Here is a 24,214-nt window from a genome sequence, read left to right on the forward strand (position 1 = left end):
CCCCTTTTGCGTTTCAATAGGCCGCGCTGCCGCTGCCCGCAGGCAGGGCGCCATAAGGCAGCCAAATCGTCTTGGACCGCGTCGCATGGTGCAGGAACGCCTCGCCCTGCGCCTGAGGGCCGGTCCAGTCGCGCGCGGGCACAGCCCAGACGGGCTTCAGGTTCCCCGCCGCCGCCCGGTCCACCGCCGCAAGGCCTGCCGCGGGGCCTGCGTGCCAGAAGCCCGCGACCTCCTCATGGGCGGCCAGCGGCACGGCCAGATCGGCACAGACACCGGTCACGATATTGACGACCCCGGCAGGCAGGTCCGACGTGTCGAACACCTGATACAGGTCCGTCACCGCCAACGGATCGTCCTGCGCGGGGATCGCCACGACCGCATTGCCCATCGCGATCGCGGGCAGCACCAGCGACAGGAACCCCGCCAGCGGCTGCGCATTCGGGCAGGCGATGCCGATCACCCCCATCGGCTCGGGGATGACGGTGACCAGATGACCCGGCTTGGCCTGCACGGTCGCGCCGTCGAACTTGTCGGCCCAGGCGGCATAGTGGAACGCGCGGGCAATGGCCGCATCGACTTCGGCCCGGCTGGTGCGGGCGGCGAATTCCGCGGCCCGCGCCGACAGGTTCTCGGCGACGTAATACAGGACCTGCGCGCGGGCATGACCGCCCGCCGCTGCCCATTTCCCGGCCTTGGTCGCGGCCTCGACCGCGTTGCGGATATCCTTGCGGCTGCCCAGCGGGGCCAGCCCGCCCGGCACCGCATACATCGCGCCCCCGTCCGGCCGCTTCTGCGCGCCGCCGTAATACAGCTTGGCCGTGCGGTCGATGCCGGGCTGCGGCGCCGCCCCGTCGGTCACAGCGACAACCGCCTTGGGCGCGACCTCTCGCGCGGCTTTCACCGCGGGCGCGGCCAGATAGTCGCGCATCCCCGAGGCCCCGCCCTCGCGGCCATAGCCGCTTTCGCGATAGCCGCCAAATGGGGCGGCAGCGTCGAACATGTTGGCACCGTTGATCCAGATGACCCCGGCCTTGATGCGCGCGGCCATGTCGGTGGCGACCGTCGCGCTTTCCGACCAGACCGACCCGGCCAGACCATAGCAGGTGTTGTTGGCCAGCTCGACCGCCTCATCCGCGGTGCGGAAGGTGGACAGCGTGGCGATGGGGCCAAAGATCTCCTGCTCCATGCCCGGATTGGCGGGGGCGATGTTCTTCAGGTATCCCGGCGCGATAAAGCATCCGTCCTGCGCCTGGCCGCCGATCAGTTCGGCGCCCGCATCGGTCGCGGCGCGACAGATCGACAGGATGCGCTCCTTTTGCACCGGATCGACGATGGCGCCGATATCGGTGGACTTGTCCAGCGGCGCGCCGACGCGCAGGCGGGCCATGCGGGTCGACAGCAGACCCTCGAACCGTTCGGCCACGGATTCCGCCACCAGGATGCGCGACCCGGCGCAGCAGACCTGGCCCTGGTTGAACCAGATGCTGTCCACCACGCCCTCAACGGCAGCGTCCAGATCGGCATCCTCCATGACGACAAAGGGCGACTTGCCGCCCAGCTCCAGCGTCAGGCGGCGTCCGGTTCCGGCCAGGGCGGTGGCGATGCCGCGCCCGACCTCGGTCGAGCCGGTAAAGGCGATCTTGTCGACCTCGGCCGCGACCAGCGCCGCGCCCGTCGCACCGTCACCGGTCACGATGTTCACGACGCCCGCGGGCAGGCCGACCTCCTGACAGATCTCGGCGAATGCCAGCGCGGTCAGGGGGGTGTATTCGGCGGGTTTCAGCACGACCGTGTTGCCCGCAGCCAGCGCCGGGGCGATCTTCCACGCCAGCATCAGCAGCGGGAAGTTCCACGGAATGATCTGCCCGCAGACGCCCAGGGGCGCGTGGCCCGGAAACTGCGTGTCGCGCAGTTCGGCCCAGCCCGCATGATGATAGAAATGCCGCGCAACCAGCGGCACGTCGATGTCGCGCGCCTCGCGGATCGGCTTGCCGTTGTCCAGCGTCTCCAGGACCGACAGGAACCGCTCGCGTTTCTGCACATGCCGCGCGATGGCGTACAGATACCGCGCCCGTTCCGTACCCGACAGCGCGGCCCAGCCCCGCTGCGCCTTGCGCGCGGCCTTGACCGCCGCCGTCACGTCACCCTCGGACCCCTGCGTCACGCGGGCCAGCAGGTCGCCGGTCGCGGGGTCGCGGGTCTCGAACAGGTCTCCGGGCTTGGTAAAGCTGCCGTTGATGAAATGGCCGAACGTGCCGCGCCGGGCCAGCCAGTCGCGGGCCGCCGACGCGTCCTCGGTCGAGGGGCCGTATTCCATCGTCTGCATGATCTCGCTCACTTTGGTCATCGGATCCTCAGGCAATCGCTTGGCGGTGGGCGGCCGCATAGCGGCCCGTCACGTGGTGGCTGATCTGGCGCTCGATATCGCCCAACAGGCTGGAGGCGCCGATGCGGAACAGGTCCGGGGCCAGCCAGTCGCGGCCCAGCTCCTCGTTCATCAGGACCTGCCAGCTGATCGCGTCCTTGGCGGTGCGCAGCCCGCCTGCGGGCTTGAAGCCCACCTTGATGCCGGTCCGGGCGTGAAAATCGCGGATCGTTCGGACCATCACCAGGCTGACCGGCAGGGTCGCGTTCACGCCCTCCTTGCCGGTCGAGGTCTTGATCCAGTCCGACCCGGCCTGCATCGCCACATGGCTGGCGCGGGCCACATTCTCCAGCGACTTCAGATCGCCGGTGGCCAAGATCGCCTTCATCCGCGCCGCGCCGCAGGCCTCGCGCATGGCGCGCAATTCGTCATACAGCGCCGCCCAATTGCCCTGCAGCACATGGGCGCGGGTGATGACGATGTCGATCTCGTCCGCGCCCTGATCCACGGCATAGCGGATTTCGGCCAGGCGCAGGTCCAGCGGCATCAGGCCTGCGGGAAAGCCCGTCGCCACGCTGGCCACCGGGATGCCGCTGTTGCCCAAGGCGCGCTTTGCGGGCGCCACCATCGTCGGATAGACGCAGACCGCGCCTGTGGTCAGCCCGGTCACGCCCACGGCCTCCAGCAGGTCGGCGGCGATGGGCTGGCGCGCCTTGGCGCACAGCCGCGCCACGCGGTCGGGCGTGTCGTCGCTCGCCAGCGTGGTCAGGTCGATGCAGCGTACCGCGTTCAGCAGCCAGGCCGCCTGATGATCCTTCTTCAGACTGCGCCGCGTGGGCAGGCTTGCGGCCCGGCGTTCGACGGCGGGCGTGTTGATCCGCAGACCGTCGAACCAGTCCAGATGCAGGTCGGTGCCGGGGTTGGTCATGCCTGTCTCCTGATGGTGGTGCGCTGGCGGAACTGGGCCCACATCCGCCAGACCAGCACCAGCAGCGCCAGCAGCACGCCGCAGATGATCAGCGCGGCCCAGTTGGTCGGGCGGTCATCGGGCCCCGCGACCGTGTTGATGGAAATGGCGTTGGGATAGGTCGACATCCACGGCAGCCGCCAGCCATAGGCCGTCACGCTGACCCAGATCGGGCTTTGGGCCGAGGATTGCAGGTTCGTGGCCTCGGCCTGCAGGTTCGCGCTGTCATATTTGAAATAGGGCGGCCAGACCCAGCCCGTATCCTCGTTGCGATAGACGAAGACCCGCCCGCCCGGCCGCACCGCATCGATGAACCGCACGTCGCGCTGGCCTTGGGCGTTTTCCACCGTGCCGGTGCTGTCCGAGGCCCAGAAGATGCTGGCCGAGGGCGGGATCGCCGTCAGCCGGTTATAGGTGTTGCTGATCCGCACCGTGTTCTGCGACGGCAGGGCATAGTCCAGAAGGGCAAAGATCAGGACGCCGAACAGGACGCCCGCGACGACGCGCGCATAATACAAAGGCATCTCCTATTGCCAGTTGACCAGAATGACGATGGCCAGGATGGCCGCCGTCGGCAGCACGAAGACCAGCAGGGTCAGCCTTGCGCGCAGGCTGCGGTTGAAGCCGGTCATCGCCTTGGCGACGAACGCGCGGCGCGCGGCGGTGTTCCCGGCCTGATCGGGATGGCGCGCATCCCACCGATCCTCCAGCCGCTCGACCTGCTGCGACCGCACATAGAGGCGCAGCAGGACGTAAAACACCATCTGCACCACCAGCAGGACCAGCCACAGCCGGATGAACGCCACACCATACCCCCTTGTCGTCACGGCCCTCACCCTATCATGCTGCGCGCGACGCAGACCAGCCGTCGCGTCGCGTCACAGGGGGCCATGCAACCCGTTGACGCCGCGCGGCGTTTCCGGCTCGCGCAGGATCAGGGATGAGGCATGACCGAACAGCAGGTGCTCAGGCAATCGATCGTGATGGTCTTCGTCGTGGCCGCCGCGGGGATCGGCTTTGGGCTGGCCTCGGGCTCGGCCTCGATCATCTTCGACGGGATCTATTCGCTGACCGACGCGGTGATGACCACCGTGGCGCTGCTGGTGTCGTCGCTGATCACGCAGCGCCTGTCCGAACGCCGCCAGGCCCGGCTGGTCCAGCGTTTCACCATGGGGTTCTGGCATCTGGAGCCGATGGTCCTGGGCCTGAGCGGCATCCTGCTGACCGGGGCCGCGATCTATGCGCTGGTCATGGCGGTCAGCAGCCTGCTGACCGGGGGGCGCGATCTGGATTTCGGGCGCGCCATCGCCTATGCGGCCGTCGTCGTCGTCATCGCGGTGACGATGGCCTGGCGCAACCGGCGCGCCAACCGCACGATCGGGTCGAACTTCGTGGCGCTGGACGTCAAGGGCTGGACCATGTCGGCGGGGCTGACCGGCGCGCTGCTGGTGGCCTTCGTGCTGGGCTGGGCGATGCAGGGGACCGCGCTGGACCACCTGACGCCCTATGTGGACCCGGCGGTGCTGGCGCTGGTCTGTCTGGTGATGATCCCCCTGCCGATCCCGGTGATCCGCCAGGCGCTGGCCGATATCCTGCTGATCACGCCTGCCGATTTCAAGGCCGACATCGACCGCATCGCCCGCGAGGTGGTGGCCCAACACGGCTTTCTGGACCACCGCGCCTATGTCGCCCGCGTCGGTCGCGGCCGCCAGATCGAGCTGTATTTCATCGTCCCCCCTGGCCAGCCCCCCCGCCCGCTGGAGGATTGGGACGCCATCCGCGACCAGATCGGCGACGCCATCGGCGGCGATATCGACAACCGCTGGCTGACCATCGCCTTTACCACCGACCCGGAATGGGCCGACTGACAGGAGCCTTGCCATGACCTCGACCGCGCTAACGGACCCACGCCGCGACCTGCAGGCCGAACTGGACCGCCTGGCCGCCCGCCAGCTGGCCGGGCGCGGCCTGCTGATGCGCGGGGTCGAGGCCGTGGGCCGCATGACCGAAGGTGCCGCGACCACGCTGCTGGGCCTGTCGCCCGTCGCGCTGGAGACGGTGATGGAAAGCGCGTTCCGACAGCTTTATGACCTGTCGGCACGCGGCGACGGCATCAGCGTGGTGCGCGACGCGCCCCTGGTCGCCAACCGCGCGGCGGCGGTGCTGTCAGGCGCCACCGGCGGCTGGTTCGGAGTGGCGGGCATCGTGCCCGATCTGGTCGCCTCGACGACCGTGATCTTCAACTCCATCCAGAAGGTCGCGCGACAGCACGGTTTCGACACCACCGACCCGCAGGTGCGGCTGGAATGCCTGGCGGTGTTCCAATACGGCGAACCCGGTCAGGACGGCGACGCGGCGGCGCAGTCGTTCCTGGCGAACCGCCTGCTGACCAACGGCCAGACCGTGTCCGCGCTGATCACCCGCTTTGCCGGACAGTTCGCGACCCGCCTGACCACCAAGCTGGGCGCACAGGCGGTGCCGGTGCTGGGGGCTGCCACGGGGGCGGCGATCAACTATGCCTTCCTGGACTATTACGAAAGGGTGGCGGGCATTCATTTCCGCCTGCTGCGGCTGGCGCAGGACCATCCGGGCGTGGACGTGGACGCGGCCTACACCCAGGCGCTGACCCGCGCCGGACAGCCCCGCCTGTCGCGCCGTCAGAAGGGGACGTCGTCGCCCCCGCCCCCCGGCTGAACATAGGCCGCCTTGATGTTCTTGAACCCCGCCTCGAACTGGACGGTCAGCGTGTCCTCGGCGATGCCCATCACCTGACCCTCGCCGAATTTGGCATGGGTCACGCGGTCGCCCACGGTGAATCGCGACGCGGGCGCCGCGTTGATCGTGACCGGGGTGCGATGCGCGGGGCTGCCCCGCTCCGCCGCGCGGGTCTGCATCCGCTTCCAGCCGGGCGAATTGTACACATCGGCCTTCTGCACCCGTTCTTCCATCCGGGTGCCGCCCGCCATCGCCATCGCCGCGCCATAGCCGCCGCCATACAGGCCCGGCGGGGTCAGCACCTCGACATGCTCTTCGGGCAGCTCGTCGATGAAGCGCGACGGCAGGGCGCTCTGCCACTGGCCGTACAGGCGCCGGTTCCCGGCAAAGGTGATCGTGGCCAGCCGCTCGGCGCGGGTGATGCCGACATAGGCCAGCCGCCGCTCCTCCTCCAAGCCCTTGGTGCCCTGCTCGTCCATGGCGCGCTGGTTGGGGAACAGACCGTCCTCCCATCCCGGCAGGAACACGACCGGAAACTCCAGCCCCTTGGCGCCGTGCAGGGTCATGATGCTGACCTGTTCGCCATCGTCGCCATTGTCGCGGTCCATGACCAGCGACACGTGCTCAAGGAACCCCTGCAGGTTCTCGAACTCCTCCAGTGCCTTGACCAGCTCCTTGAGGTTGTCCAGCCGCCCCGGCGCGTCGGGCGACTTGTCGTTCTGCCACATCGCGGTATAGCCCGATTCGTCCAGCACCCGCTCGGCCAGTTCAACGTGGTTCACGCCGTCGCGCACCGCCATATGCGACCGACCCGTAAGCGCCACGAAATCGCGCAGGTTGGCCAGCCCCTTGCCACCCAGCTGCTTGTCCTCGACCACGATCCGCGCGCCTTCCAGCAGGTTCACGCCGTTCTGGCGCGCCGCATGCTGGACCGTCTGCAGCGCCTTGTCGCCAAGGCCGCGCTTGGGCGTGTTCACGATCCGCTCAAAGGCCAGATCGTCGTCGGGCGACACCACCAGCCGGAAATAGGCCATCGCGTCGCGGATCTCCTGCCGCTCATAGAACCGTGGCCCGCCGATCACCCGATAGGGCAACCCGATGGTCATGAACCGGTCCTCAAACGCCCGCATCTGATGCGACGCCCGCACCAGAATGGCGATGTCGTTCAGCCCGACACGGCCCAACGCCGCGCGATGTCCGCCCTGGAACGCCTCGATCTCCTCGCCGATCCAGCGCGCCTCGGCCTCGCTGTCCCAATGCCCGATCAGGCGCACCGGCTCTCCGGGTTCGGCATCGGTCCACAGCGTCTTGCCCAACCGCCCCTGGTTCGTCGCGATCAGCCCCGACGCCGCTCCCAGAATCTGCGGGGTGGACCGGTAATTCTGCTCCAGCCGGATCACCTCCGCGCCCGGAAAATCCTTCTCGAACCGCAGGATGTTGCCCACCTCGGCCCCGCGCCAGCCATAGATCGACTGGTCATCGTCGCCCACGCAGCAGATGTTGCGATGCGCCTGCGCCAGCAGCCGCAGCCACATGTACTGGGCCACGTTCGTGTCCTGATACTCGTCCACCAGGATATAGCGGAACCGGTCCTGCCACTGCCGCAGCACGTCCGGATGCGCCTGGAACAGAATCACGCAATGCATCAGCAGATCGCCGAAATCGACCGCGTTCAGCGTCAGCAGCCGGTCCTGATAGGCCGCGTACAGCTTGCCGCCATGCCCGTCGAAGGCCTCGCCCTCGCCCCGCGGCAGGTTGGCGGGCGTGATGCAGCGGTTCTTCCAGCCGTCGATCAGATGCGCCAGCTGCCGCGCGGGCCAGCGCTTCTCGTCGATATTCTCGGCCGCGATCAGCTGCTTCAGCAGGCGGATCTGATCATCCGTGTCCAGAATGGTGAAACTCGGCTTCAGATGCAGCGACCCATGCCCGATCAGCTCGGCGTGCCGCCGCAAAATCTTGACGCTGATGCTGTGAAACGTGCCCAGCCATGGCATCCCCTCGACCGCATCGCCCAGCAGGCGGCCGATCCGGTCCTTCATCTCGCGCGCGGCCTTGTTGGTGAAGGTCACCGCCAGCAGCTGCCCGGGCCGGGCCTTGCCCAGCATCAGCAGATGCGCGATCCGCGTGGTCAGCGCGCGGGTCTTGCCGGTGCCCGCCCCCGCCAGCATCAGGACCGGCCCGTCCAGCGCCTCGACCGCGGCGCGCTGCGCGGCGTTCAGCCCCTCCAGATAGGGCGCGGGCCGCGCGGCCATCGCGCGCTGCGACAGCGGCACCGCCGCCAGTTCATCGGAATCGTCGAAATGCTCCATCCCGCCAACATAGGCATCGCCGCGCCCCAAGGAAAGCCCGACGTTCGCCCTCCGTTCCCCCCGCCGCGGCAATAGTGCACGGCCCACAGCAGGGGGTCCGGGGGGCGCGCAGCTCCCCCGGCCACCGCGGGACGCAAGATCAGGCGCGCAGCCCCGCGAAGGTCGCCGGGTCCAGCGATGCCTGCGCAAAGGTCGGCCCGCTGGTCAGCAGGCTGACCGCGTCATGCGAGTGCAGCGATTCCTGGTGGCTGGCCACCACGCGGAAATCGCCCACCCGCGGATCGGCCAGCAGCTGCCCCGCAAAGGCGCGCACCGCATCCTCGACAAAGATCGGATTGGCCGCGTTCAGTTCGGCGAATGCCTGCTCATCCTCGCGCTTGACCATCACCTGCGTCTCGGTCGGCACGGCGGCGCGGCACAGCGCGATCACGTCCTCGAACCAGATCCGCTCGGGTCCGTCCATCACCAGCGAAATGCGCGCGATGGATCGCTGCGAATGCGGCGTGGCCAGCCGCCCGCGGGTCTGGCGCGCATGTTCCGACAGTTCCAGCGAACAGGGGCAGGTGGACGAATAGACATAATCGACATGCATGACCCGCAGCCGCGTCCCCGCCTGCTCGATCACCTCCAGCGCGATGTCGTAATACTGCCAGCCCGACAGGCCCGACCGCAGGCTGTCCACCCGCACCGGATACGAAAACCGCATCTGGATGCGCGCATCCAGCGCGTCCAGGTCGGTCTTGTAATCGTCCAGCGCGGCCTCCAGCACCGACAGGCTGAACGCGTGGTCGGCATGACCATAGAAGGACCGCATGATCCGCGACATGTTGATGCCCTTGCGGTCCGCCTCCAGGCTGACGGTGCCGGTCACGCTGGTCTCCAGCGTGATTTCGCCCCCGTCACGCACCAGATAGCGGATCGGCAGCCGAAAGTTCGAGATGCCGACATGCTGGATCGCCGTGCGCGCCCCCACGATCAGGCTGGCAGGCCCGTTCTGCAGGTCGGGCAGGCTGTCCTTATAGGCGCCATCGACCCGGAAATCGGCGTCATAGCTGCGGGCAAGGGCGGGATAGGCAGGGGTCAGGGGGCGGATCTCGGTCATGGCGGCCTCCGGCTGTGTGGCAACAGATATAGGGGGCGGTACAAGAATTGTTAGCCCACCTGCCCCCTCCCCGCACCGGGGACGCGGGACAGGATGCCGCAGGACCTCAGCCCTGCAGCGCGGCCAGCAGATCGGCGGTCAGATCGCGCGAATCCTCCAGGCCTACGGACAGGCGCAACAGGCCCGGCGTGATGCCCAGACGCGCCTTATCCTCGTCCGACAGGCGCGAATGAGTGGTGGTCGCCGGATGGGTGACGATGGATTTCGCATCGCCCAGATTGTTTGAGATGGCGATGATCCGCAGCCGGTCCAGCGCGGCGAATGCCGCCTCCTTGCCGCCCACGACCTCCATCGCGATCATCGTGCCGCCAGACCCCATCTGACGCATCGCCAGATCGTGCTGCGGATGGTCGGGCAGGCCCGGATAGATCACCCGCGCCAGACCCGCATGCCCATGCAGCGCCGCCGCGATCGACGCCGCCGCATCGGCCTGGGCGCGCACGCGCAGGTCCATCGTGGTCAGCCCGTTCAGCATGATCCAGGCATGGAACGGGCTGATCGCACCGCCGGTATGCTTCAGATAGGGCTCGGCCACCTCGCGCACGAAATGACGCGTCCCGCAGATCACGCCGGCCAGCGCCCGCCCGCCCCCGTCGATATGCTTGGTCGCCGAATAGATGACCACATCGGCCCCCTGCTCGACCGCCCGGGAAAAGACCGGCGTCGCAAAGACGTTGTCCACGACCACCGTGGCCCCCGCCGCATGGGCCAGATCCGCCACCGCGCGGATGTCGATCACCTCCAGCGTGGGGTTCGACACGCTCTCGAAGAAGACCGCCCGCGTGCCGGGCCGGATCGCGGCCGCCCACTGGTCCAGATCGGTGCCATCGACATAGCTGACCTCGACCCCGAACCGCACCAGCAGGTCCAGGACATACAGGCACGACCCGAACAGCGCCCGCGCCGCCACGACGTGATCGCCGGGCTTGCACATGGCGAACATCGCGCCGTTCACGGCGGCCATGCCGCTGGCGGTGGCGAATGCGTCCTCGGTCCCCTCCAGCGCCGCGATGCGGTCCTCGAACATGCGGCTGGTGGGGTTGCCATAGCGGGCATAGATGAACTCGTCCGGGCCGGTGCCCTGGAACCGCGCCTCGGCCGAGGCCGCGTCGGGATAGACAAAGCCCTGAGTCAGAAAGATCGCCTCGGCCATCTCGCCATATTGGCTGCGGCGGGTGCCGTGATGGACGGCTTGCGTGCGGGGGTGGACGGTCTTGTCGGGCGAAACGCTCATCTGGGCTGCCTTTCCGTGATCGTCTGCGGGGTAATCCCCGCGGCCCGATTGCGCAAGTCCCCCGAAACCGGGCGCGCAATTCTGTCGCGTGGCCGACATCTTGCACGGAGTGCAGATAAACTGTTGTTATTCAGAAACATAGTGGGCTCGCTTGACCAAATCGACAGTTGGAATGACGCCCGCCAGCGGCTATGGTCCCGGCATGGTTCGGACGGAAACGCCCGGACCGGGCCGGAGCCGCGCCTCCGGCATGTTCATGGTCCCTGCACCAGCAGGGTGTTTCACCAGTGCGCCAGAACGTTCCTGCGGTCCTGTTACCCGTGATTGTTTTGTCAGTGCCGACCGTGGGAATCAGTCAGATCCGGGGCGGAGGCATCGCGCCGCCCCGGATGGCGCGGCAAACCTACAGATAGTCGCCGCGCTGCAGACCGTATTTCGCCATCTTCTCGTTCAGCGTCCGGCGCGGCAGGCACAATTCGTCCATCACGCTGGCGATGCTGCCCTTGTGGCGGCGCATGGTGTTGTCGATCAGCATCCGCTCGAAACTTTCGACATATTCCTTCAGCGGCTTGCCCTCGGTCGTGGTGGCCTGCTGGTTGTCCTCGCCATCGGCCATCAGCAGCGACGCGATGGCCCCCGACCCGCGCCGGTTCTGCAGCACCGCGCGCTCGGACACGTTGATCAGCTGGCGGATATTGCCGGGCCAGGGCGCCTGCAGAAGCTGGGCGGCCTCCTGCGCGCTGACCTGGGGCGGCTCGCAGCCATATTCCTCGCTGAACTGCTCGGTCATGCGGGTGAACAGCGCCAGGATGTCCTCGCCCCGCGCGCGCAGCGGCGGCAGGGTGATCTTCAGCGCCGACAGGCGATAGAACAGGTCGGGGCGCAGCGAATCCTCGGCGCGGCGACCCTCGCCGCGGGCATTGCTGATCGCGATGATGCGGGTGTCGGCGGGCGCGCCCTGTTCGCTGATGAAGGCCAGCAGACGCGCCTGCAACCCCTCTGACAGCGCCTCGATATCCTCCAGGCACAGCGTGCCGGCGCGGGCCTCCTCGACGGCGGGCAGCCCGTCCTCGATGGGGCCGAACAGCCGCGCAGCCAGCGCCTCGTCGTTATAGGCCGCGCAGCTGACCGGCACGAATTTCTTGGACGCGCGCGGGCCCACCGCATGCAGCGCATGGGCCACCAGGGTCTTGCCGGTGCCGGTCTCTCCGTCGATCAGGACGTGGCCATCGGCCTGGCCCAGATCCAGGATATCCTCGCGCAGCCGCTCCATCACCGGGCTGGCGCCGATCAGCTTGGACATGACCTGCTGGCCCTCGGACAGGTCGCGGCGCAGGGCGCGGTTGTCCAGCGTCATCCGCCGGGCCTGCGTGGCCTTCTTGGCCAGCTGCGTCATGCGGTCGGGGTTGAAGGGCTTTTCCATGAAATCCATGGCCCCCAGACGCATCGCCTCGACCGCCATGGGCACGTCGCCATGGCCGGTGATCATGATCACGGGCAGGTTCGAATCCAGCCCCATCAGGCGTTTCAGCAGGGCCATCCCGTCCATGCCGGGCATGCGGATATCGGTCACCACGACGCCGGGCCAGTCGGGGCCGATCACCTTCAGCGCATCCTCGGCGCTGGCGAATGTCTCGGTCTCGAAACCCGACAGGACCAGCCATTGACTGATCGATTCGCGCATGTCGGGTTCGTCATCCACGATGGCGATCTTCAGCTTGCGGGACATTCTGTCATCCTCTCTTGCGTCATTCGGCGGCCAGCGCCTGACGGGGGTATCCGGGACGGTGCAGCGGCAGCTCGACCCGGAACACCGCGCCGCCCTCGCTCTCGTTATGCGCCGTCAGACGACCGCCGAAATCCGCCACGATGGTGGACGAGATCGCCAGGCCCAGCCCGGTGCCCTCCCCCGGCTTCTTGGTCGTCCAGAAGGGTTCAAACAGCTTTTCCAGGTCCGAAACACCCGGCCCGTTATCGCGAACGGACACGAAGGCGTGAGCCGCGGCCTCGACCGTGATCTCGATCGCGGCGTCGGGCCGGCCGCGCACGGCATCGACCGCGTTGCGCAGCAGATTGATCAGCACCTGCTCCAGCCGGATGCGGTCGGCCATGACCATCACCCGCTCGCGCGGGACGATGCGGATGATGCGGATCGGGCTGTGGCGCAGCTGCGGCTCCATCATGGTCAGGGCGCTGCTGACGGCGGCGCGCAGATCCACGGGCTCGACCGCCTCGCCGCCCTTTCGGGCATAGGATTTCAGCTGCCGGGTGATCGCACCCATCCGGTCGATCAGGTCGTCGATGCGCTGGAAACTGGACAGCGCCTCCTCGGGGCGACCGCGCTGTAGGAGCAGCCGCGCGCCCGCCAGATAGGTCTTCATCGCGGCCAAAGGCTGGTTCAACTCGTGGCTGACGCCCGCCGACATCTCGCCCAGGGCGGCCAGTTTCGACGATTGCTGCATGGTCTGCTCGGCCACGCGCAGCTCCTTCTGGACCCGCTCGCGTTCCGCGATCTCGCGGGTCAGGCGGGCGTTCAGGGCGCGCAGATCGGCCGATTCGCGCATATAGGCCTGGCTCTGGATGCGCGCGCGCCGCGACAGCATCCAGAACGCCCCCGCCAGCAGGATCGCGAACCCCATGATCTGCAGCGCCAGGATCGCGTTCACCCGCTCGCGGACCGAGGAATAGGCGGTAAAGCTGATCATCCGCCAGCCCCGGAACGGCACCCGCGCCTCGGACCGCATCACCGCACGGCCCTGCACATAGGCGTCGGCCGGACTGGAGGTCCAGTCCGCCGTCACCTGGAACGCGCGCCGGATCGCGGAGGGCGCGTCGCGCACCGCCAGCGCCTCGGGAACGGTCAGCCCGCGCCAGCGCGGCTCGGTCGACAGGATGATCACGCCCTCGCTGTCGGTCACCGCGACGGCGTCCGAAATGCCCGCCCAGGACCGCTCCAGCCGGGTCAGATCGGCGCCCACGACGATCACCCCCAGGGTGCGCCCCTCGGAGACCACCGCGCGGGAATAGGCGAATTCATGCGCCCCCGAGGCCATTTCCGACACCGTGAACACCGTGTCGCGCGACCGCAGCGCCTCGACATAATAAGGGGTGGCGACGCTGTTGGTGCCGATCTGATAGCGGTCGGTCGCGCCCACCACGCGCCCCGACGCATCCAGCAGCCGGATCGAGGCGGCGCCGATCTCCTTCTGGGCGGCCATCAGCCGGGCCGAGGTGGACGAGAAATCATTGCCGTTCAGCGCCCCGATCAGCGCCGGGTCGCGCGCCAGCAGCAGCGGCACCACGGAATTGCGCTGCAACTCGGACATCAGGTTGCCGGAATACAGCGCCAGCCGCAGCTCCGAACGCACGCGCGTGTTCTCCGAGAACCGGTCCGTCAACCAGGCATTGGTCGTCCAGATCGTGCCCAGGGCGGCCAGACAGATCAGTGCGATGGTGGCGCGCAGCCACCAGGGATTGACCAGGCGCGGCCCCCTGCCCCGCCGACGTTCGGCGCGGTCCTCGATATGATCATCAGCGTCCAAACGCGCGTCCGCCCCACAGGATCGACTGACGCAATCTAGGGCGATCCGCGCCGCGGCTCAAGTCAGGCCTGCGTCAACGCGCCCACCAGCCCCCGGAACAGGGCCGCACCATCGGTGCCCCCGGTCACCGGATCGGCGGCGCGTTCCGGATGGGGCATCATGCCCAGCACGCGGCGGTTTTCCGACAGCACGCCCGCGATGTCCCCCACCGACCCGTTGATCGAGGGCGCATAGGTAAAGGCCACGCGGTCCTGATCGCGCAACTGCGCCAGGCCGTCGGGTTCGATCTGATAGTTGCCGTCGTGATGGGCGACGGGAATGCTGATCTGCTGGCCCGCCTGATACCCCTCGGTGAAGGCGCTGTCGCGGGTGGCGACGGTCAGGGTCGCGGGCTTGCACAGAAAGGTCAGGCCGGTGTTGCGCATCAGCGCGCCGGGCAGCAGGTCCAGCTCGGTCAGGACCTGAAAGCCGTTGCAGATCCCCAGCACATAGCCGCCCCGCGCCGCATGGGCCCGCAGCGGTGCGGCGATGGGCGATTGCGCGGCGATGGCCCCGCAGCGCAGATAGTCGCCATAGGAAAAGCCGCCGGGCACGCCGACCAGGTCGATGCCCTCGGGGAGGGCGGCGTCCTTGTGCCAGACGCGGACCACCTGGGCCCCCGCATGCTCCAGCGCGACGGCAAGGTCGCGGTCGCAATTCGATCCGGGGAAGGTGACGACGGCGGCTTTCATCGCGGTGCTCCTGATATCGGGTTGCCCTGCCCTTAGCGCAGGCGGGACGCCAAAGAAAGGGGGGCCAGCCCCCCATCGCCTTGCGGCGATTCCCCCCGGGATATTTGGATGAAGAAGAAGGGGCCCCGGCGGCACCATGAGAAAGGCCGGGCGCTTGGCCCGGCCTTTGCGTGGATCAGTTCAGCGCCTTGTTCAGGTACTGGTCCACCTTTTCCAGGTAGCCCATCGTGGTCAGCCATTTCTGGTCCGGGCCAACCAGCAGCGCCAGGTCCTTGGTCATGTGGCCATCCTCGACCGCCTGCACGGTGACCTTTTCCAGCGTTTCCGCGAACTTCAGCAGCTGGGCGTTGTCGTCCAGCTTGGCGCGGTGCTTGAGGCCGCCGGTCCAGGCAAAGATCGACGCGATCGAGTTGGTCGAGGTCGCGTTGCCCTTCTGGTGCTCACGATAGTGGCGGGTCACGGTGCCGTGGGCGGCCTCGGATTCCACAATCTTTCCGTCCGGCGTCATCAGCACCGAGGTCATCAGGCCCAGGCTGCCGAAGCCCTGCGCGACGGTGTCCGACTGCACGTCGCCATCATAGTTCTTGCAGGCCCAGACATAGCCGCCCGACCATTTCATCGCGGATGCGACCATGTCGTCGATCAGGCGGTGTTCATAGGTGATGCCGGCCTTCTTGAACTGATCCTCGAACTCGGCCTCGTAGACCTCCTGGAACAGGTCCTTGAAGCGGCCGTCATAGGCCTTGAGGATGGTGTTCTTGGTCGACAGATAGACCGGATAGCCGCGCGCCAGGCCATAGTTCAGCGATGCCCGCGCGAAATCGCGGATCGAATCGTCCAGGTTGTACATGGCCATGGTCACGCCGGAAGACGGCGCGTCAAAGACCTCGTGCTCGATCGTCTCTCCGTCCTCGCCGACGAACTTGATCGTCAGCTTGCCCTTGCCCGGAAAGCGGAAGTCGGTCGCGCGGTACTGGTCGCCAAAGGCGTGGCGGCCGACGATGATCGGCTGCGTCCAGCCGGGCACCAGGCGGGGCACGTTCCGGCAGATGATCGGCTCGCGGAAGATCACGCCGCCCAGGATGTTGCGGATCGTGCCGTTGGGCGACCGCCACATCTTCTTCAGGCCGAATTCCTCGACCCGCTGCTCGTCGGGCGTGATGGTGGCGCATTTGACGCCCACGCCGTGCAGCTTGATCGCCTCGGCCGCGTCGATGGTGATCTGGTCGTCGGTGCGATCACGCTCCTCGATGCCCAGGTCGTAATACTTCAGATCGATGTCCAGATAGGGCAGGATCAGCTTCTGCTTGATGAAGTCCCAGATGATCCGCGTCATCTCGTCTCCGTCCAGCTCGACGACAGGATTTGCGACCTTGATCTTCGACATGGGGGCCCCCTTTGGCGTTGGATTCGTTGCCCCGGTCATAGCCGGAACCGGCCCGAAAGAAAAGACGGTATGCGATTGTATGCCAAATTGGCCGCAACCCTCAGGCGGCGGCGAAATGCACCCGCAGCCCGCGATGCAGCCAGTCCCACAGCGTCGGGCACCCAGCCCGGACCCAAGGGCCGACGCGCCCCTCGACATGGGCCAGCGTCACATCATACTCGACCCAGCCCGCGCCGCCCGACCGCAGGTTCTGGACCGCGGGCTGACAGCGGTCCAGTGCCTTGGCAAAGACCGCATCCGGGCTGCGCGCGGCCTCGAACTCGGCCCACAGCGCGTGCATCCGGGCGCCCTGATCCGCGGGCAGCATCCCGAACAGGCGGCGCGCGGCGGCGGCCTCGGCCTCCTGCACGGCCGCCGACCCATGCGCCTGCCCGCCCGCCGAATGCAGCGGCACGTCGCCGACATCGATCTCGACCAGATCATGGATCAGCAGCATCCGGATCACGCGGCCCACATCGACCCCCGGCCCCGCCAGCCCCCCCAGAACCAGCGCATACAGCGCCAGATGCCAGCTGTGCTCGGCGCTGTTCTCGCGGCGCGACCCGTCCAGCAGGCGGTTGGCGCGCCGCACCGACTTCAGCCGGTCCGCCTCGGCCAGAAACGCCAGCCGCCGCGCCAGATCACCCCCGGGCAGCCCCCGCCCCGCCAACAGCGCCTGCGCCGCGTCCCAGCCCTCGGGCCACTCGCGCGCGAACCGCGCCGCCCGACCGACGGCCAGATTGTCGCGCACGATGGCCACATGATCGGCCAGCGGCGCATCCGCCATCAGCACCTGAAAGATCGGCTGCACGTGATCCATCCGCTTGGCCAGAACGGCATCCGCATCGGCCCGCGCCTCGAAATCGCGCCACATCGCGGCCAGCGCCGCCCCGCCCGGCGCCAGGCCAAAGATGCGCGCCGCCGCTGCGGCCTCGGCCCGTGCCAGCCCGGCCCCGTCATGGGCCAGGTGGATCGGCTGATCGCCCGTGTCGATCTCGACCAGATCATGCAGCAGGATCATCGCGATGGCGCGGTCCGACGCGCCCATCACCATCGCCCACAGCGCGACATGCCAGGAATGCTCGGCGCTGTTCTCGGCCCGCGACAGATCCATCAGCACATTGGCGCGGGTGACCGACTTCAGCCGGTCCGCCTCGCACAGGAACGCGAATGCGTCGTCCAGCATGCCCGCCTCTTCTTCTTCACTCAAATATCCCGGGGTCCGGGGCAGCGCCCCGGCGGCCCCCGCCTCAGCGCGACGTCTCGGTCAGGCGCTTTCGGACATAGCCCTGCACCAGGTCGATCATCGGCTTCATGTGGGTCTCGTCGTCGCGGAAGAAATGATCCGCGCCCTCGATCTCCTCATGGGTCACGGTGATGCCCTTCTGCTCGCGCAGCTTGGCGACCAGGGTGTGGGTGTCCTTGGGCGGCGCCACGCGGTCGGCGGTGCCGTTCACGATCAGCCCCGAACTGGGGCAGGGCGCCAGAAAGCTGAAATCATACATGTTGGCGGGCGGCGCTACGGTGATGAACCCGGTGATCTCGGGGCGGCGCATCAGCAGCTGCATCCCGATCCAGGCGCCAAAGGAAAATCCCGCGACCCAGCAATGCTTGCTGTTGGGGTTCATCGCCTGCAGATAGTCCAGCGCGGATGCCGCGTCTGACAGCTCTCCGATCCCCTGGTCGAATTCGCCCTGGCTCCGGCCCACGCCGCGGAAATTGAACCGCATGACGGTGAACCCCATGCGGTGGAACGCGTAATGCAGGTTATAGACGACGCGGTTGTTCATCGTCCCGCCATATTGCGGATGCGGATGCAGCACGATGGCGATGGGGGCGTCGGGCTTGCCGGGCTGAGGGTGGTAACGGCCTTCAAGACGGCCTTCGGGGCCGGGAAAAATCAGCTCGGGCATGGTTGTCCTTCACGGGGCTTGCACTGGGGCATGTCGGCTTTCTTGACGCCTGCGCACAGGGCTTCTAGACGGTATATCTGGGCAGCCGGCGCGGGTTTGACAAGAAACATGCAGGCCCGGCATAGCGCGCGACCACCGCGCGCGTCAATGCGGGCCGCGCCCGGACGGCACCATCAGGGGGAAGACGCGCCATGAAACTGTCCACCAAGGGACGCTACGCGATCATCGCGCTGACCGACCTGGCCATCGCCAAGGGCGGCGATCTGACCTCGCTGGCCGAGATCTCGAAACGCCAGGACATCTCGCTGCCCTATCTGGAGCAGCTCTTCGTCCGCCTGCGCCGCGCGGGGCTGGTCTCCTCGGTACGCGGACCGGGGGGCGGCTACCGCCTGGCCCGCACCCCCGAGACGATCCGCGTGGCCGAGATCCTCGAGGCCGTGGACGAGACGGTCAGCGCCATGCATATCGGCGCGGGCGCCTCGGGCGGCATCTCGGGGTCGCGGGCGCAGACCCTGTCGAACCGCCTGTGGGAAAGCCTGTCGGCCCATGTCTACGTCTTCCTGCACAACCACACCCTGGCCGATGTGGCGAAAAACCAGCTGCTGCCCTGCCCGGCCCTGCCCAAGATCCTCAACGTCGTGGACGAGTGATCCTTAACCCAGCGTGCGTTGTCGGTGTACGCCCTGTGCACGCGCTGTGCCTGCCCCGTGCCCGCCCGGTGCGCGGTTTTTCTCAGCAATCGCTGGCCCGATCAGCCGCCGGGCCGTCCCCCGGTCACCGCGCAACGCCCGCCCCGTTGCGCGCGATCAGATCCAGGACCGCCTCCTTGGGCCGGCACAGCACCGCGCCCTGCGGCGCCATGACCACCGGCCGCTCGATCAGGATCGGATGCGCGGCCATCGCCGCGATCAGCGCGTCGTCGGACAGGCCCGGATCGCCCAGGCCCAGTTCCGCAAAGGGCGTCCCCTTGCGCCGCAGCAACCCCCGCGCCCCCATCCCCAACCGCGCCAGAACCGCCCGCAGCTCCGCCTCCGACGGCGGCGCGGCGATGTAATCGCGGATCTCGGGCCGGGTGCCCGCCTCGCGCAGCGCCGCCAGCACCCAGCGGGACGTGGAACAGGTCGGCTTGTGCCAGATCACCCAGCCCATCTCAGCGATCCCCGCCCGGAATGGGCAGGGCACTGGTCGCCTTGATCTCCTCCATCGACAGCAGGGCCGTGACATTGTGGATCTTCACCTCGCCGATCAGCGACTGATAGAACCGGTCATAGGCCCGCGCGTTCTTCACCTGCACCTTGAGGATATAGTCGATATCGCCCGCCAGCCGATGCGCCTCGACCACCTCGGGCCGCTCGCGCAGGGCGTGCAGGAACCGGGCGGCCCAGTCGCGGTCATGCTCGCTGGTGCGCACCAGCACAAAGAAGCACGCCTCCAGCCCCAGCGCCTCGGGGTCCAGAATCGCCACCTGCCGGCGGATCACTCCGGCCTCGCGCAGCTTGCGGATCCGGTTCCAGACCGGGGTCTTGGACGCCCCCACCCGGTCCGCGATCTGGTCCAGCGACAGGCTGGCATCCTGCTGCAGCAGGGACAGGATCTTGCGGTCCACCTCGTCCAGGCGGACAGGCGTTTGGCCTGGCCCCGTATCGGGGGAAATCGGTTCCGGCATGGCACGCTCCTTGGTCGATCGTCCTTATTTGCCGTGACCACTGTGCAGAATCCAGAACGAAATTCTATATAGAGGGCAGCAATCAAGGGGTCCGACCATGAGCAAAGCCTTCACTCCGACGGCCGACCGTCCCGGCGTCATCACCGGCAACGATCTGCGTGAAGGCCACAATCTGTGGATGTGCGACGGCGGCTGGACCCCCGACCCGCGCCGCGCCACCCTGTTTGAGGACGAGGCCATCGCCGAACTGGCCCTGCTGGAGGCCATCGGCCAGCCCGGCGTCATCGTCGGCCCCTATCTGGTCGAGGCGAAACGCGGCCCCGACGGCCCCGAGCCGGTGCATTTCCGCGAGGCTTTCCGCCAGCGCGGGCCGTCCAACTATTTCCACGGTATCCAGGCCGATCGGCGTACCGCCGAGGCCCAGAAAACGGAATCCGCCCATGTTTGATATCCGCCCCGTCGAGACCGACTATGTCCGCCAGCGCGCCGCCGAATTCCGCGCCCAGGTCGCCCGCCGCCTGGACGGCAGCCTGACCGAGGACGAGTTCAAGCCGCTGCGCCTGATGAACGGCGTCTATCTTCAGCTGCATGCCTATATGCTGCGCGTGGCCATTCCCTATGGCACGATCAGCCCCGACCAGATGCGCACCCTGGCCCTGCTGGCCGAGAAATGGGATAAGGGCTACGGCCACTGGACCACCCGCCAGAACATCCAGTTCAACTGGCCCAAGCTGGTGGACATCCCCGACATGCTGGACGCGCTGGCCGATGTCGGCATGCATGCCATCCAGACCAGCGGCAACACGATCCGCAACGTGACCACCGACGCCTTCGCGGGCGCCGCGTTCGACGAGGCCGCCGATCCGCGCCCCTATGCGGAGCTGCTGCGCAGCTGGTCCACCGATCACGCCGAATTCCAGTTCCTGCCGCGCAAGTTCAAGATCGCCATTTCCGGCGGCAAGAAGGACCGCGCCGTCATCGCCGCCCATGACATCGGCCTGCGTCTGACCGAACAGAACGGCAAGACCGGGTTCGAGGTCTGGATCGGCGGCGGTCTGGGCCGCACGCCCCTGCTGGGTCAGGTCGTCCGCGACTTCCTGCCCGAAGAGGACCTGCTGCCTTACGTCGAGGCGATCATCGCGACCTACAACCTGGCTGGCCGCCGCGACAACAAGTACAAGGCCCGCATCAAGATCACCGTGCTGGAGCGCGGCCTGGACGTCATGCGCGCCGAGATCGAAGAGGAGTTCCTGGCCCGCCGCCGCGATTTCCACGGCGCCGACCGCGATGCGCTGGCGGTGTTCAAGGACCGCTTCCGCGCGCCGTCCTTCCGCAATGCTCCCATCGACGGCTATGAGGCCGAGCGTCAGGCGAACCCCGCCTTCCGCAGCTGGACGGACACGAACCTGCATCAGCACCGCGTGGACGGTTATGCCAGCGTTGCCGTGACCTTCAAGGCGCCGGGCCAGACGCCGGGCGACGCCTCGGCGTCCCAGATGCGCCTGCTGGCCGATCTGGCCGAACGCTATGGTCACAACGACCTGCGCGTGATGCATGACCAGAACGTGGCCCTGCCGCATGTCCACAAATCGGACCTGCCCGCGCTCTATGCGGCGCTGCGCGAGGCCGGTCTGGCCACCGCCAATGCCGGGCTGACCAGCGACATCATCGCCTGCCCGGGCATGGATTACTGCGCGCTGGCCACCGCCCGGTCGATCCCGATCGCCGAGGAGATCGCCGACCATTTCCGCACCCTTGGGCTGGAGGAGGAAATCGGCAACCTGAACATTCGCATCTCGGGCTGCATCAACGCCTGCGGGCATCACCACTTGGGCCATATCGGCATTCTGGGGCTGGACCGTGCAGGGGTCGAGAACTATCAGATCACGCTTGGCGGCGATGCCTATGACATCCCGGCCATTGGCGAACGCGCGGGCGCGGGTTTCCCGGCGGAACAGGTGGTCCCGGCCATCGACCGCCTGCTGCGCGCTTATCTGGAGGTCCGCCAGGACCCGTCCGAACGCTTCATCGACGCCTATCGCCGTCTGGGTCAGGCGCCGTTCAAGGCCGCCCTCTATCCGGCGCAGGCCGATGCTTGACGGCAACCTGGACACGCGGGCGGGGCGGCTGAACGACCGCTATCGCCACCATGCCGCCATCGAGGTGCTGCGCCGCGCGGTCACCGACCCCGATCTGGGGCAGGTGGCGCTGGTGTCGTCCTTTGGCGCGGAATCGGTCGTGCTGCTGCATATGGTCAGCCGCGTGGCCCCCGGCCTGCCGGTGCTGTTCATCGACACGCAGATGCTGTTTGCCGAGACGCTGGCCTATCAGCAGGAGGTTTCCGCGAAACTGGGCCTGACCAACGTCCAGGTCATCACCGCCAGCGACGCAGAGATCGCCGCCCATGACCCGGACGGCACGCTGCACAAGGTGAACCCCGACGCCTGCTGCGATTTCCGCAAGACGGTGCCGCTGGAGCGGGTGCTGTCGGGCTATGACGCCTGGATCACGGGCCGCAAGCGGTTCCAGAACGGCCAGCGCGCCGCGCTGGAATTTTTCGAACCCGAACCCCCGACCCGCCTGCGCGTGAACCCGCTGGCGCATTGGCGCCCCGAGGATGTGCAGGATTACATGGTCGAGAACCGCCTGCCCCGGCATCCGCTGGTGGCGCAGGGCTATCCCTCGATCGGCTGCGCGCCCTGCACCTCGCCCGTGGCCCCGGGCGAAGACCCCCGGTCCGGCCGCTGGCGCGGACAGGAGAAATCCGAATGCGGCATCCATTTCATCGGCGGACGCATGGTCCGCAGAAAGGTCTCGGCATGAGCGAGCAGTTGAACAGCGAACCCGTCCTGGCCCGCGATGACGGGTTTCATCCGGTGACCGACCAGCCCGCCGTGGTGCTGGCCCCCGACACCGCACCCGCGACCCTGGCCGACCATCTGGACGCGGCCCTGATCGGGATCGCCTTTCCGTCCTTCAGCGACGGGCGCGGCTTTACCCTGGCCCGCCGCCTGCGCGAGCTGGGGTACACCGGGCGCCTGCGCGCCACGGGTCGGCTGATCGCCGATCAATACGCCATGGCGCGCCGCGTGGGCTTTGACGAGGTCGAGGTCGCCGCCGACATCGCCGCCCGCCAGCCCGAGGATCAATGGCGGGCCCGCGCCGACTGGAAGGCCTGGGACCATCGGGCGCAGCTGGCCGGGTGACCCTTTCACCCGCGCGCCCCATCGACTAGATGACAAGGATTGCAACAATGACGCTGGATCTGCCCGTGACCGAGGCCGCCAAGATTACCGTTCCCGACGCCCAGACCGTGACCTCCGTCACGAAATGGACCGACAGCTTGTTCTCGTTCCGGGTGACGCGGCCTGCCTCGCTGCGCTTTCGGTCGGGCGAATTCGTGATGATCGGCCTGCCCGGAGACAACGGCAAGCCGCTGCTGCGCGCCTATTCCATCGCCTCGCCCAACTGGGACGATGAGTTGGAATTCTATTCCATCATCGTGCCGGACGGGCCGCTGACCTCCAAGCTGCAGCACATCAAGCCGGGCGACCAGATCATCCTGCGCCCGAAACCCGTGGGCACGCTGGTCCTCGACGCGCTGCTGCCGGGCAAGCGGCTGTGGTTCCTGGCCACCGGCACCGGCATCGCGCCCTTTGCCAGCCTGATGCGCGACCCCGAAACCTATGAGCGGTTCGAGCAGGTGATCATGATGCACACCTGCCGCACCGGAGAGGAGCTGGTCTATGGCGCCGAGCTGGTGAACAACCTGCGCCACGACCCGCTGCTGACCGAGATCTATGGCGACGACTTCGCACAGCGGCTGAAATACTATCCGACCACCACGCGAGAGCCCTCGCCCTTCATGGGCCGCATCACTGACAACCTGACCTCGGGCAAGGTGCTGTCCGATCTGGGCCTGCCCCCCATCGACCCGGCCGAGGATCGCGCGATGATCTGCGGCAGCTTGGCCTTCAACGTCGACGTCAAGGCCGTGCTGGAAGGGTTCGGCCTGCATGAGGGCGCCAATTCCGAGCCGCGCGAATTCGTGGTCGAAAAGGCGTTCGTGGGCGAAGGCGTCTGATTTCGCCCCCCGCTGACACGATCGGCCGCGCCTGTCCGGGCGCGGCCTTTGTCATGGCCGCGCACGATCACGCGACGGTCACGGACAATTTGGGAACCCT

At 67.7% G+C, this 24,214-nt stretch carries 22 protein-coding genes and 1 pseudogene; 8 read left to right on the top strand and 15 right to left on the bottom strand.

The genetic code is table 11. The features are described 5' to 3' along the window. Positions 1-13 precede the first annotated feature (13 nt). The 4 genes from ABS73_RS01760 to ABS73_RS01775 are packed head-to-tail and all read right to left on the bottom strand — an operon-like array spanning position 14 to position 4,159. On the bottom strand, positions 14-2,347 hold the full coding sequence (locus ABS73_RS01760) for an aldehyde dehydrogenase family protein (protein ID WP_277018443.1): 2,334 nt from the start codon (positions 2,345-2,347) through the stop codon (positions 14-16). A 7-nt stretch (positions 2,348-2,354) separates the two neighbouring features. Further along, a complete protein-coding gene (deoC, locus tag ABS73_RS01765; protein WP_277018441.1) occupies positions 2,355-3,293 on the bottom strand; it encodes a deoxyribose-phosphate aldolase in 939 nt (312 codons plus the stop codon). Further along, positions 3,290-3,856, bottom strand: coding sequence for a DUF1523 family protein (locus ABS73_RS01770; RefSeq protein ID WP_136857038.1), 567 nt, complete (start codon positions 3,854-3,856; stop codon positions 3,290-3,292). Before ABS73_RS01770 ends, deoC begins: the two co-directional genes overlap by 4 nt. Positions 3,857-3,859: 3 nt before the next feature. Then, complete coding sequence (locus ABS73_RS01775; RefSeq protein ID WP_277018439.1) at positions 3,860-4,159, bottom strand: hypothetical protein; 300 nt, start codon at positions 4,157-4,159, stop codon at positions 3,860-3,862. A 120-nt stretch (positions 4,160-4,279) separates the two neighbouring features. Between ABS73_RS01775 and ABS73_RS01780 the strand changes: the two genes are divergently transcribed. Together ABS73_RS01780 and ABS73_RS01785 are read left to right on the top strand one after the other, a co-directional pair. Continuing rightward, positions 4,280-5,200 carry a cation diffusion facilitator family transporter gene (locus ABS73_RS01780; RefSeq protein WP_277018438.1) on the top strand — a complete coding sequence of 307 codons (921 nt, stop codon included), beginning with the start codon at positions 4,280-4,282 and terminating at the stop codon, positions 5,198-5,200. Positions 5,201-5,213: 13 nt separating this feature from the next. Beyond that, positions 5,214-6,026 carry an EcsC family protein gene (locus ABS73_RS01785; protein WP_277018436.1) on the top strand — a complete coding sequence of 271 codons (813 nt, stop codon included), beginning with the start codon at positions 5,214-5,216 and terminating at the stop codon, positions 6,024-6,026. Here ABS73_RS01785 and ABS73_RS01790 read toward each other — a convergent pair. The 9 genes and pseudogenes from ABS73_RS01790 to ABS73_RS01830 form a co-directional block, all read right to left on the bottom strand. Beyond that, positions 5,990-8,356, bottom strand: a complete 2,367-nt coding sequence (locus ABS73_RS01790; protein ID WP_277018435.1) for a UvrD-helicase domain-containing protein — start codon at positions 8,354-8,356, stop codon at positions 5,990-5,992. The two genes, ABS73_RS01785 and ABS73_RS01790, sit on opposite strands and share 37 nt — an antisense overlap. A 139-nt stretch (positions 8,357-8,495) precedes the next feature. Beyond that, positions 8,496-9,470 (bottom strand): annotated as a pseudogene (folE2, locus tag ABS73_RS01795) (GTP cyclohydrolase FolE2); the annotation flags it as partial. 94 nt (positions 9,471-9,564) lie between these two features. Further along, a complete protein-coding gene (gene metZ, locus ABS73_RS01800; RefSeq protein ID WP_277018432.1) occupies positions 9,565-10,752 on the bottom strand; it encodes an O-succinylhomoserine sulfhydrylase in 1,188 nt (395 codons plus the stop codon). A 403-nt stretch (positions 10,753-11,155) separates the two neighbouring features. Beyond that, positions 11,156-12,481, bottom strand: a complete 1,326-nt coding sequence (locus ABS73_RS01805) for a sigma-54-dependent transcriptional regulator (protein WP_277018430.1) — start codon at positions 12,479-12,481, stop codon at positions 11,156-11,158. Between the two features lie 19 nt (positions 12,482-12,500). Continuing rightward, positions 12,501-14,216, bottom strand: a complete 1,716-nt coding sequence (locus tag ABS73_RS01810) for a sensor histidine kinase (RefSeq protein WP_136857119.1) — start codon at positions 14,214-14,216, stop codon at positions 12,501-12,503. Between the two features lie 140 nt (positions 14,217-14,356). Next, the gene (purQ, locus tag ABS73_RS01815) at positions 14,357-15,025 is read right to left on the bottom strand and encodes a phosphoribosylformylglycinamidine synthase subunit PurQ (protein ID WP_277018429.1); all 669 of its coding nucleotides are present in this window, start codon (positions 15,023-15,025) and stop codon (positions 14,357-14,359) included. A 175-nt stretch (positions 15,026-15,200) separates the two neighbouring features. Then, complete coding sequence (locus ABS73_RS01820; RefSeq protein WP_277023274.1) at positions 15,201-16,412, bottom strand: NADP-dependent isocitrate dehydrogenase; 1,212 nt, start codon at positions 16,410-16,412, stop codon at positions 15,201-15,203. A gap of 100 nt (positions 16,413-16,512) precedes the next feature. Further along, positions 16,513-17,637: an HD domain-containing protein gene (locus ABS73_RS01825; RefSeq protein WP_286693382.1), complete on the bottom strand. Its 1,125-nt coding sequence runs from the start codon at positions 17,635-17,637 to the stop codon at positions 16,513-16,515. 64 nt (positions 17,638-17,701) lie between these two features. Beyond that, positions 17,702-18,364 carry an alpha/beta hydrolase gene (locus tag ABS73_RS01830; protein ID WP_136857028.1) on the bottom strand — a complete coding sequence of 221 codons (663 nt, stop codon included), beginning with the start codon at positions 18,362-18,364 and terminating at the stop codon, positions 17,702-17,704. 191 nt (positions 18,365-18,555) lie between these two features. Here ABS73_RS01830 and iscR point away from each other — a divergent pair, with 191 nt between their 5' ends. After that, positions 18,556-19,014 carry a Fe-S cluster assembly transcriptional regulator IscR gene (gene iscR / locus ABS73_RS01835; protein ID WP_136857027.1) on the top strand — a complete coding sequence of 153 codons (459 nt, stop codon included), beginning with the start codon at positions 18,556-18,558 and terminating at the stop codon, positions 19,012-19,014. A 124-nt stretch (positions 19,015-19,138) separates the two neighbouring features. On the opposite strand, the gene arsC is transcribed toward iscR, so the two are convergent. Then, a complete protein-coding gene (gene arsC / locus ABS73_RS01840) occupies positions 19,139-19,513 on the bottom strand; it encodes an arsenate reductase (glutaredoxin) (protein ID WP_277023278.1) in 375 nt (124 codons plus the stop codon). 1 nt (position 19,514) lies between these two features. Then, complete coding sequence (locus ABS73_RS01845; RefSeq protein WP_277023279.1) at positions 19,515-20,030, bottom strand: Lrp/AsnC family transcriptional regulator; 516 nt, start codon at positions 20,028-20,030, stop codon at positions 19,515-19,517. Between the two features lie 97 nt (positions 20,031-20,127). Here ABS73_RS01845 and ABS73_RS01850 point away from each other — a divergent pair, with 97 nt between their 5' ends. The 5 genes from ABS73_RS01850 to ABS73_RS01870 are packed head-to-tail and all read left to right on the top strand — an operon-like array spanning position 20,128 to position 24,114. Then, positions 20,128-20,478, top strand: a complete 351-nt coding sequence (locus ABS73_RS01850; protein ID WP_136857025.1) for a DUF2849 domain-containing protein — start codon at positions 20,128-20,130, stop codon at positions 20,476-20,478. Next, positions 20,471-22,129, top strand: a complete 1,659-nt coding sequence (locus ABS73_RS01855; RefSeq protein ID WP_277023281.1) for a nitrite/sulfite reductase — start codon at positions 20,471-20,473, stop codon at positions 22,127-22,129. The genes ABS73_RS01850 and ABS73_RS01855 overlap by 8 nt, the downstream gene beginning before the upstream one ends. After that, positions 22,122-22,853: a phosphoadenylyl-sulfate reductase gene (locus ABS73_RS01860; protein ID WP_136857023.1), complete on the top strand. Its 732-nt coding sequence runs from the start codon at positions 22,122-22,124 to the stop codon at positions 22,851-22,853. Before ABS73_RS01855 ends, ABS73_RS01860 begins: the two co-directional genes overlap by 8 nt. Next, the gene (locus ABS73_RS01865) at positions 22,850-23,236 is read left to right on the top strand and encodes a DUF934 domain-containing protein (protein ID WP_277023283.1); all 387 of its coding nucleotides are present in this window, start codon (positions 22,850-22,852) and stop codon (positions 23,234-23,236) included. Before ABS73_RS01860 ends, ABS73_RS01865 begins: the two co-directional genes overlap by 4 nt. A gap of 47 nt (positions 23,237-23,283) precedes the next feature. Continuing rightward, positions 23,284-24,114: a ferredoxin--NADP reductase gene (locus tag ABS73_RS01870; RefSeq protein ID WP_136857021.1), complete on the top strand. Its 831-nt coding sequence runs from the start codon at positions 23,284-23,286 to the stop codon at positions 24,112-24,114. Positions 24,115-24,214 lie beyond the last annotated feature (100 nt).

This window comes from Paracoccus sp. SCN 68-21 (assembly GCF_001724535.1).
In the GTDB taxonomy this organism is placed as follows: Bacteria; Pseudomonadota; Alphaproteobacteria; order Rhodobacterales; family Rhodobacteraceae; genus Paracoccus; species Paracoccus hibiscisoli.

What these genes read in the sequence shown, in the direction of transcription:
- ABS73_RS01830 (WP_136857028.1), bottom strand. Translation starts at nt 18,364, where the DNA reads ATGCCCGAGCTGATTTTTCCCGGCCCCGAAGGCCGTCTTGAAGGCCGT.
- metZ (WP_277018432.1), bottom strand. Translation starts at nt 10,752, where the DNA reads ATGAGCGTTTCGCCCGACAAGACCGTCCACCCCCGCACGCAAGCCGTC.
- ABS73_RS01860 (WP_136857023.1), top strand. Translation starts at nt 22,122, where the DNA reads ATGCTTGACGGCAACCTGGACACGCGGGCGGGGCGGCTGAACGACCGC.
- ABS73_RS01770 (WP_136857038.1), bottom strand. Translation starts at nt 3,856, where the DNA reads ATGCCTTTGTATTATGCGCGCGTCGTCGCGGGCGTCCTGTTCGGCGTC.
- arsC (WP_277023278.1), bottom strand. Translation starts at nt 19,513, where the DNA reads ATGGGCTGGGTGATCTGGCACAAGCCGACCTGTTCCACGTCCCGCTGG.
- ABS73_RS01805 (WP_277018430.1), bottom strand. Translation starts at nt 12,481, where the DNA reads ATGTCCCGCAAGCTGAAGATCGCCATCGTGGATGACGAACCCGACATG.
- ABS73_RS01845 (WP_277023279.1), bottom strand. Translation starts at nt 20,030, where the DNA reads ATGCCGGAACCGATTTCCCCCGATACGGGGCCAGGCCAAACGCCTGTC.
- ABS73_RS01850 (WP_136857025.1), top strand. Translation starts at nt 20,128, where the DNA reads ATGAGCAAAGCCTTCACTCCGACGGCCGACCGTCCCGGCGTCATCACC.
- ABS73_RS01820 (WP_277023274.1), bottom strand. Translation starts at nt 16,412, where the DNA reads ATGTCGAAGATCAAGGTCGCAAATCCTGTCGTCGAGCTGGACGGAGAC.
- ABS73_RS01825 (WP_286693382.1), bottom strand. Translation starts at nt 17,637, where the DNA reads ATGCTGGACGACGCATTCGCGTTCCTGTGCGAGGCGGACCGGCTGAAG.
- ABS73_RS01760 (WP_277018443.1), bottom strand. Translation starts at nt 2,347, where the DNA reads ATGACCAAAGTGAGCGAGATCATGCAGACGATGGAATACGGCCCCTCG.
- ABS73_RS01855 (WP_277023281.1), top strand. Translation starts at nt 20,471, where the DNA reads ATGTTTGATATCCGCCCCGTCGAGACCGACTATGTCCGCCAGCGCGCC.
- ABS73_RS01785 (WP_277018436.1), top strand. Translation starts at nt 5,214, where the DNA reads ATGACCTCGACCGCGCTAACGGACCCACGCCGCGACCTGCAGGCCGAA.
- deoC (WP_277018441.1), bottom strand. Translation starts at nt 3,293, where the DNA reads ATGACCAACCCCGGCACCGACCTGCATCTGGACTGGTTCGACGGTCTG.
- iscR (WP_136857027.1), top strand. Translation starts at nt 18,556, where the DNA reads ATGAAACTGTCCACCAAGGGACGCTACGCGATCATCGCGCTGACCGAC.
- ABS73_RS01780 (WP_277018438.1), top strand. Translation starts at nt 4,280, where the DNA reads ATGACCGAACAGCAGGTGCTCAGGCAATCGATCGTGATGGTCTTCGTC.
- ABS73_RS01790 (WP_277018435.1), bottom strand. Translation starts at nt 8,356, where the DNA reads ATGGAGCATTTCGACGATTCCGATGAACTGGCGGCGGTGCCGCTGTCG.
- ABS73_RS01870 (WP_136857021.1), top strand. Translation starts at nt 23,284, where the DNA reads ATGACGCTGGATCTGCCCGTGACCGAGGCCGCCAAGATTACCGTTCCC.
- ABS73_RS01865 (WP_277023283.1), top strand. Translation starts at nt 22,850, where the DNA reads ATGAGCGAGCAGTTGAACAGCGAACCCGTCCTGGCCCGCGATGACGGG.
- purQ (WP_277018429.1), bottom strand. Translation starts at nt 15,025, where the DNA reads ATGAAAGCCGCCGTCGTCACCTTCCCCGGATCGAATTGCGACCGCGAC.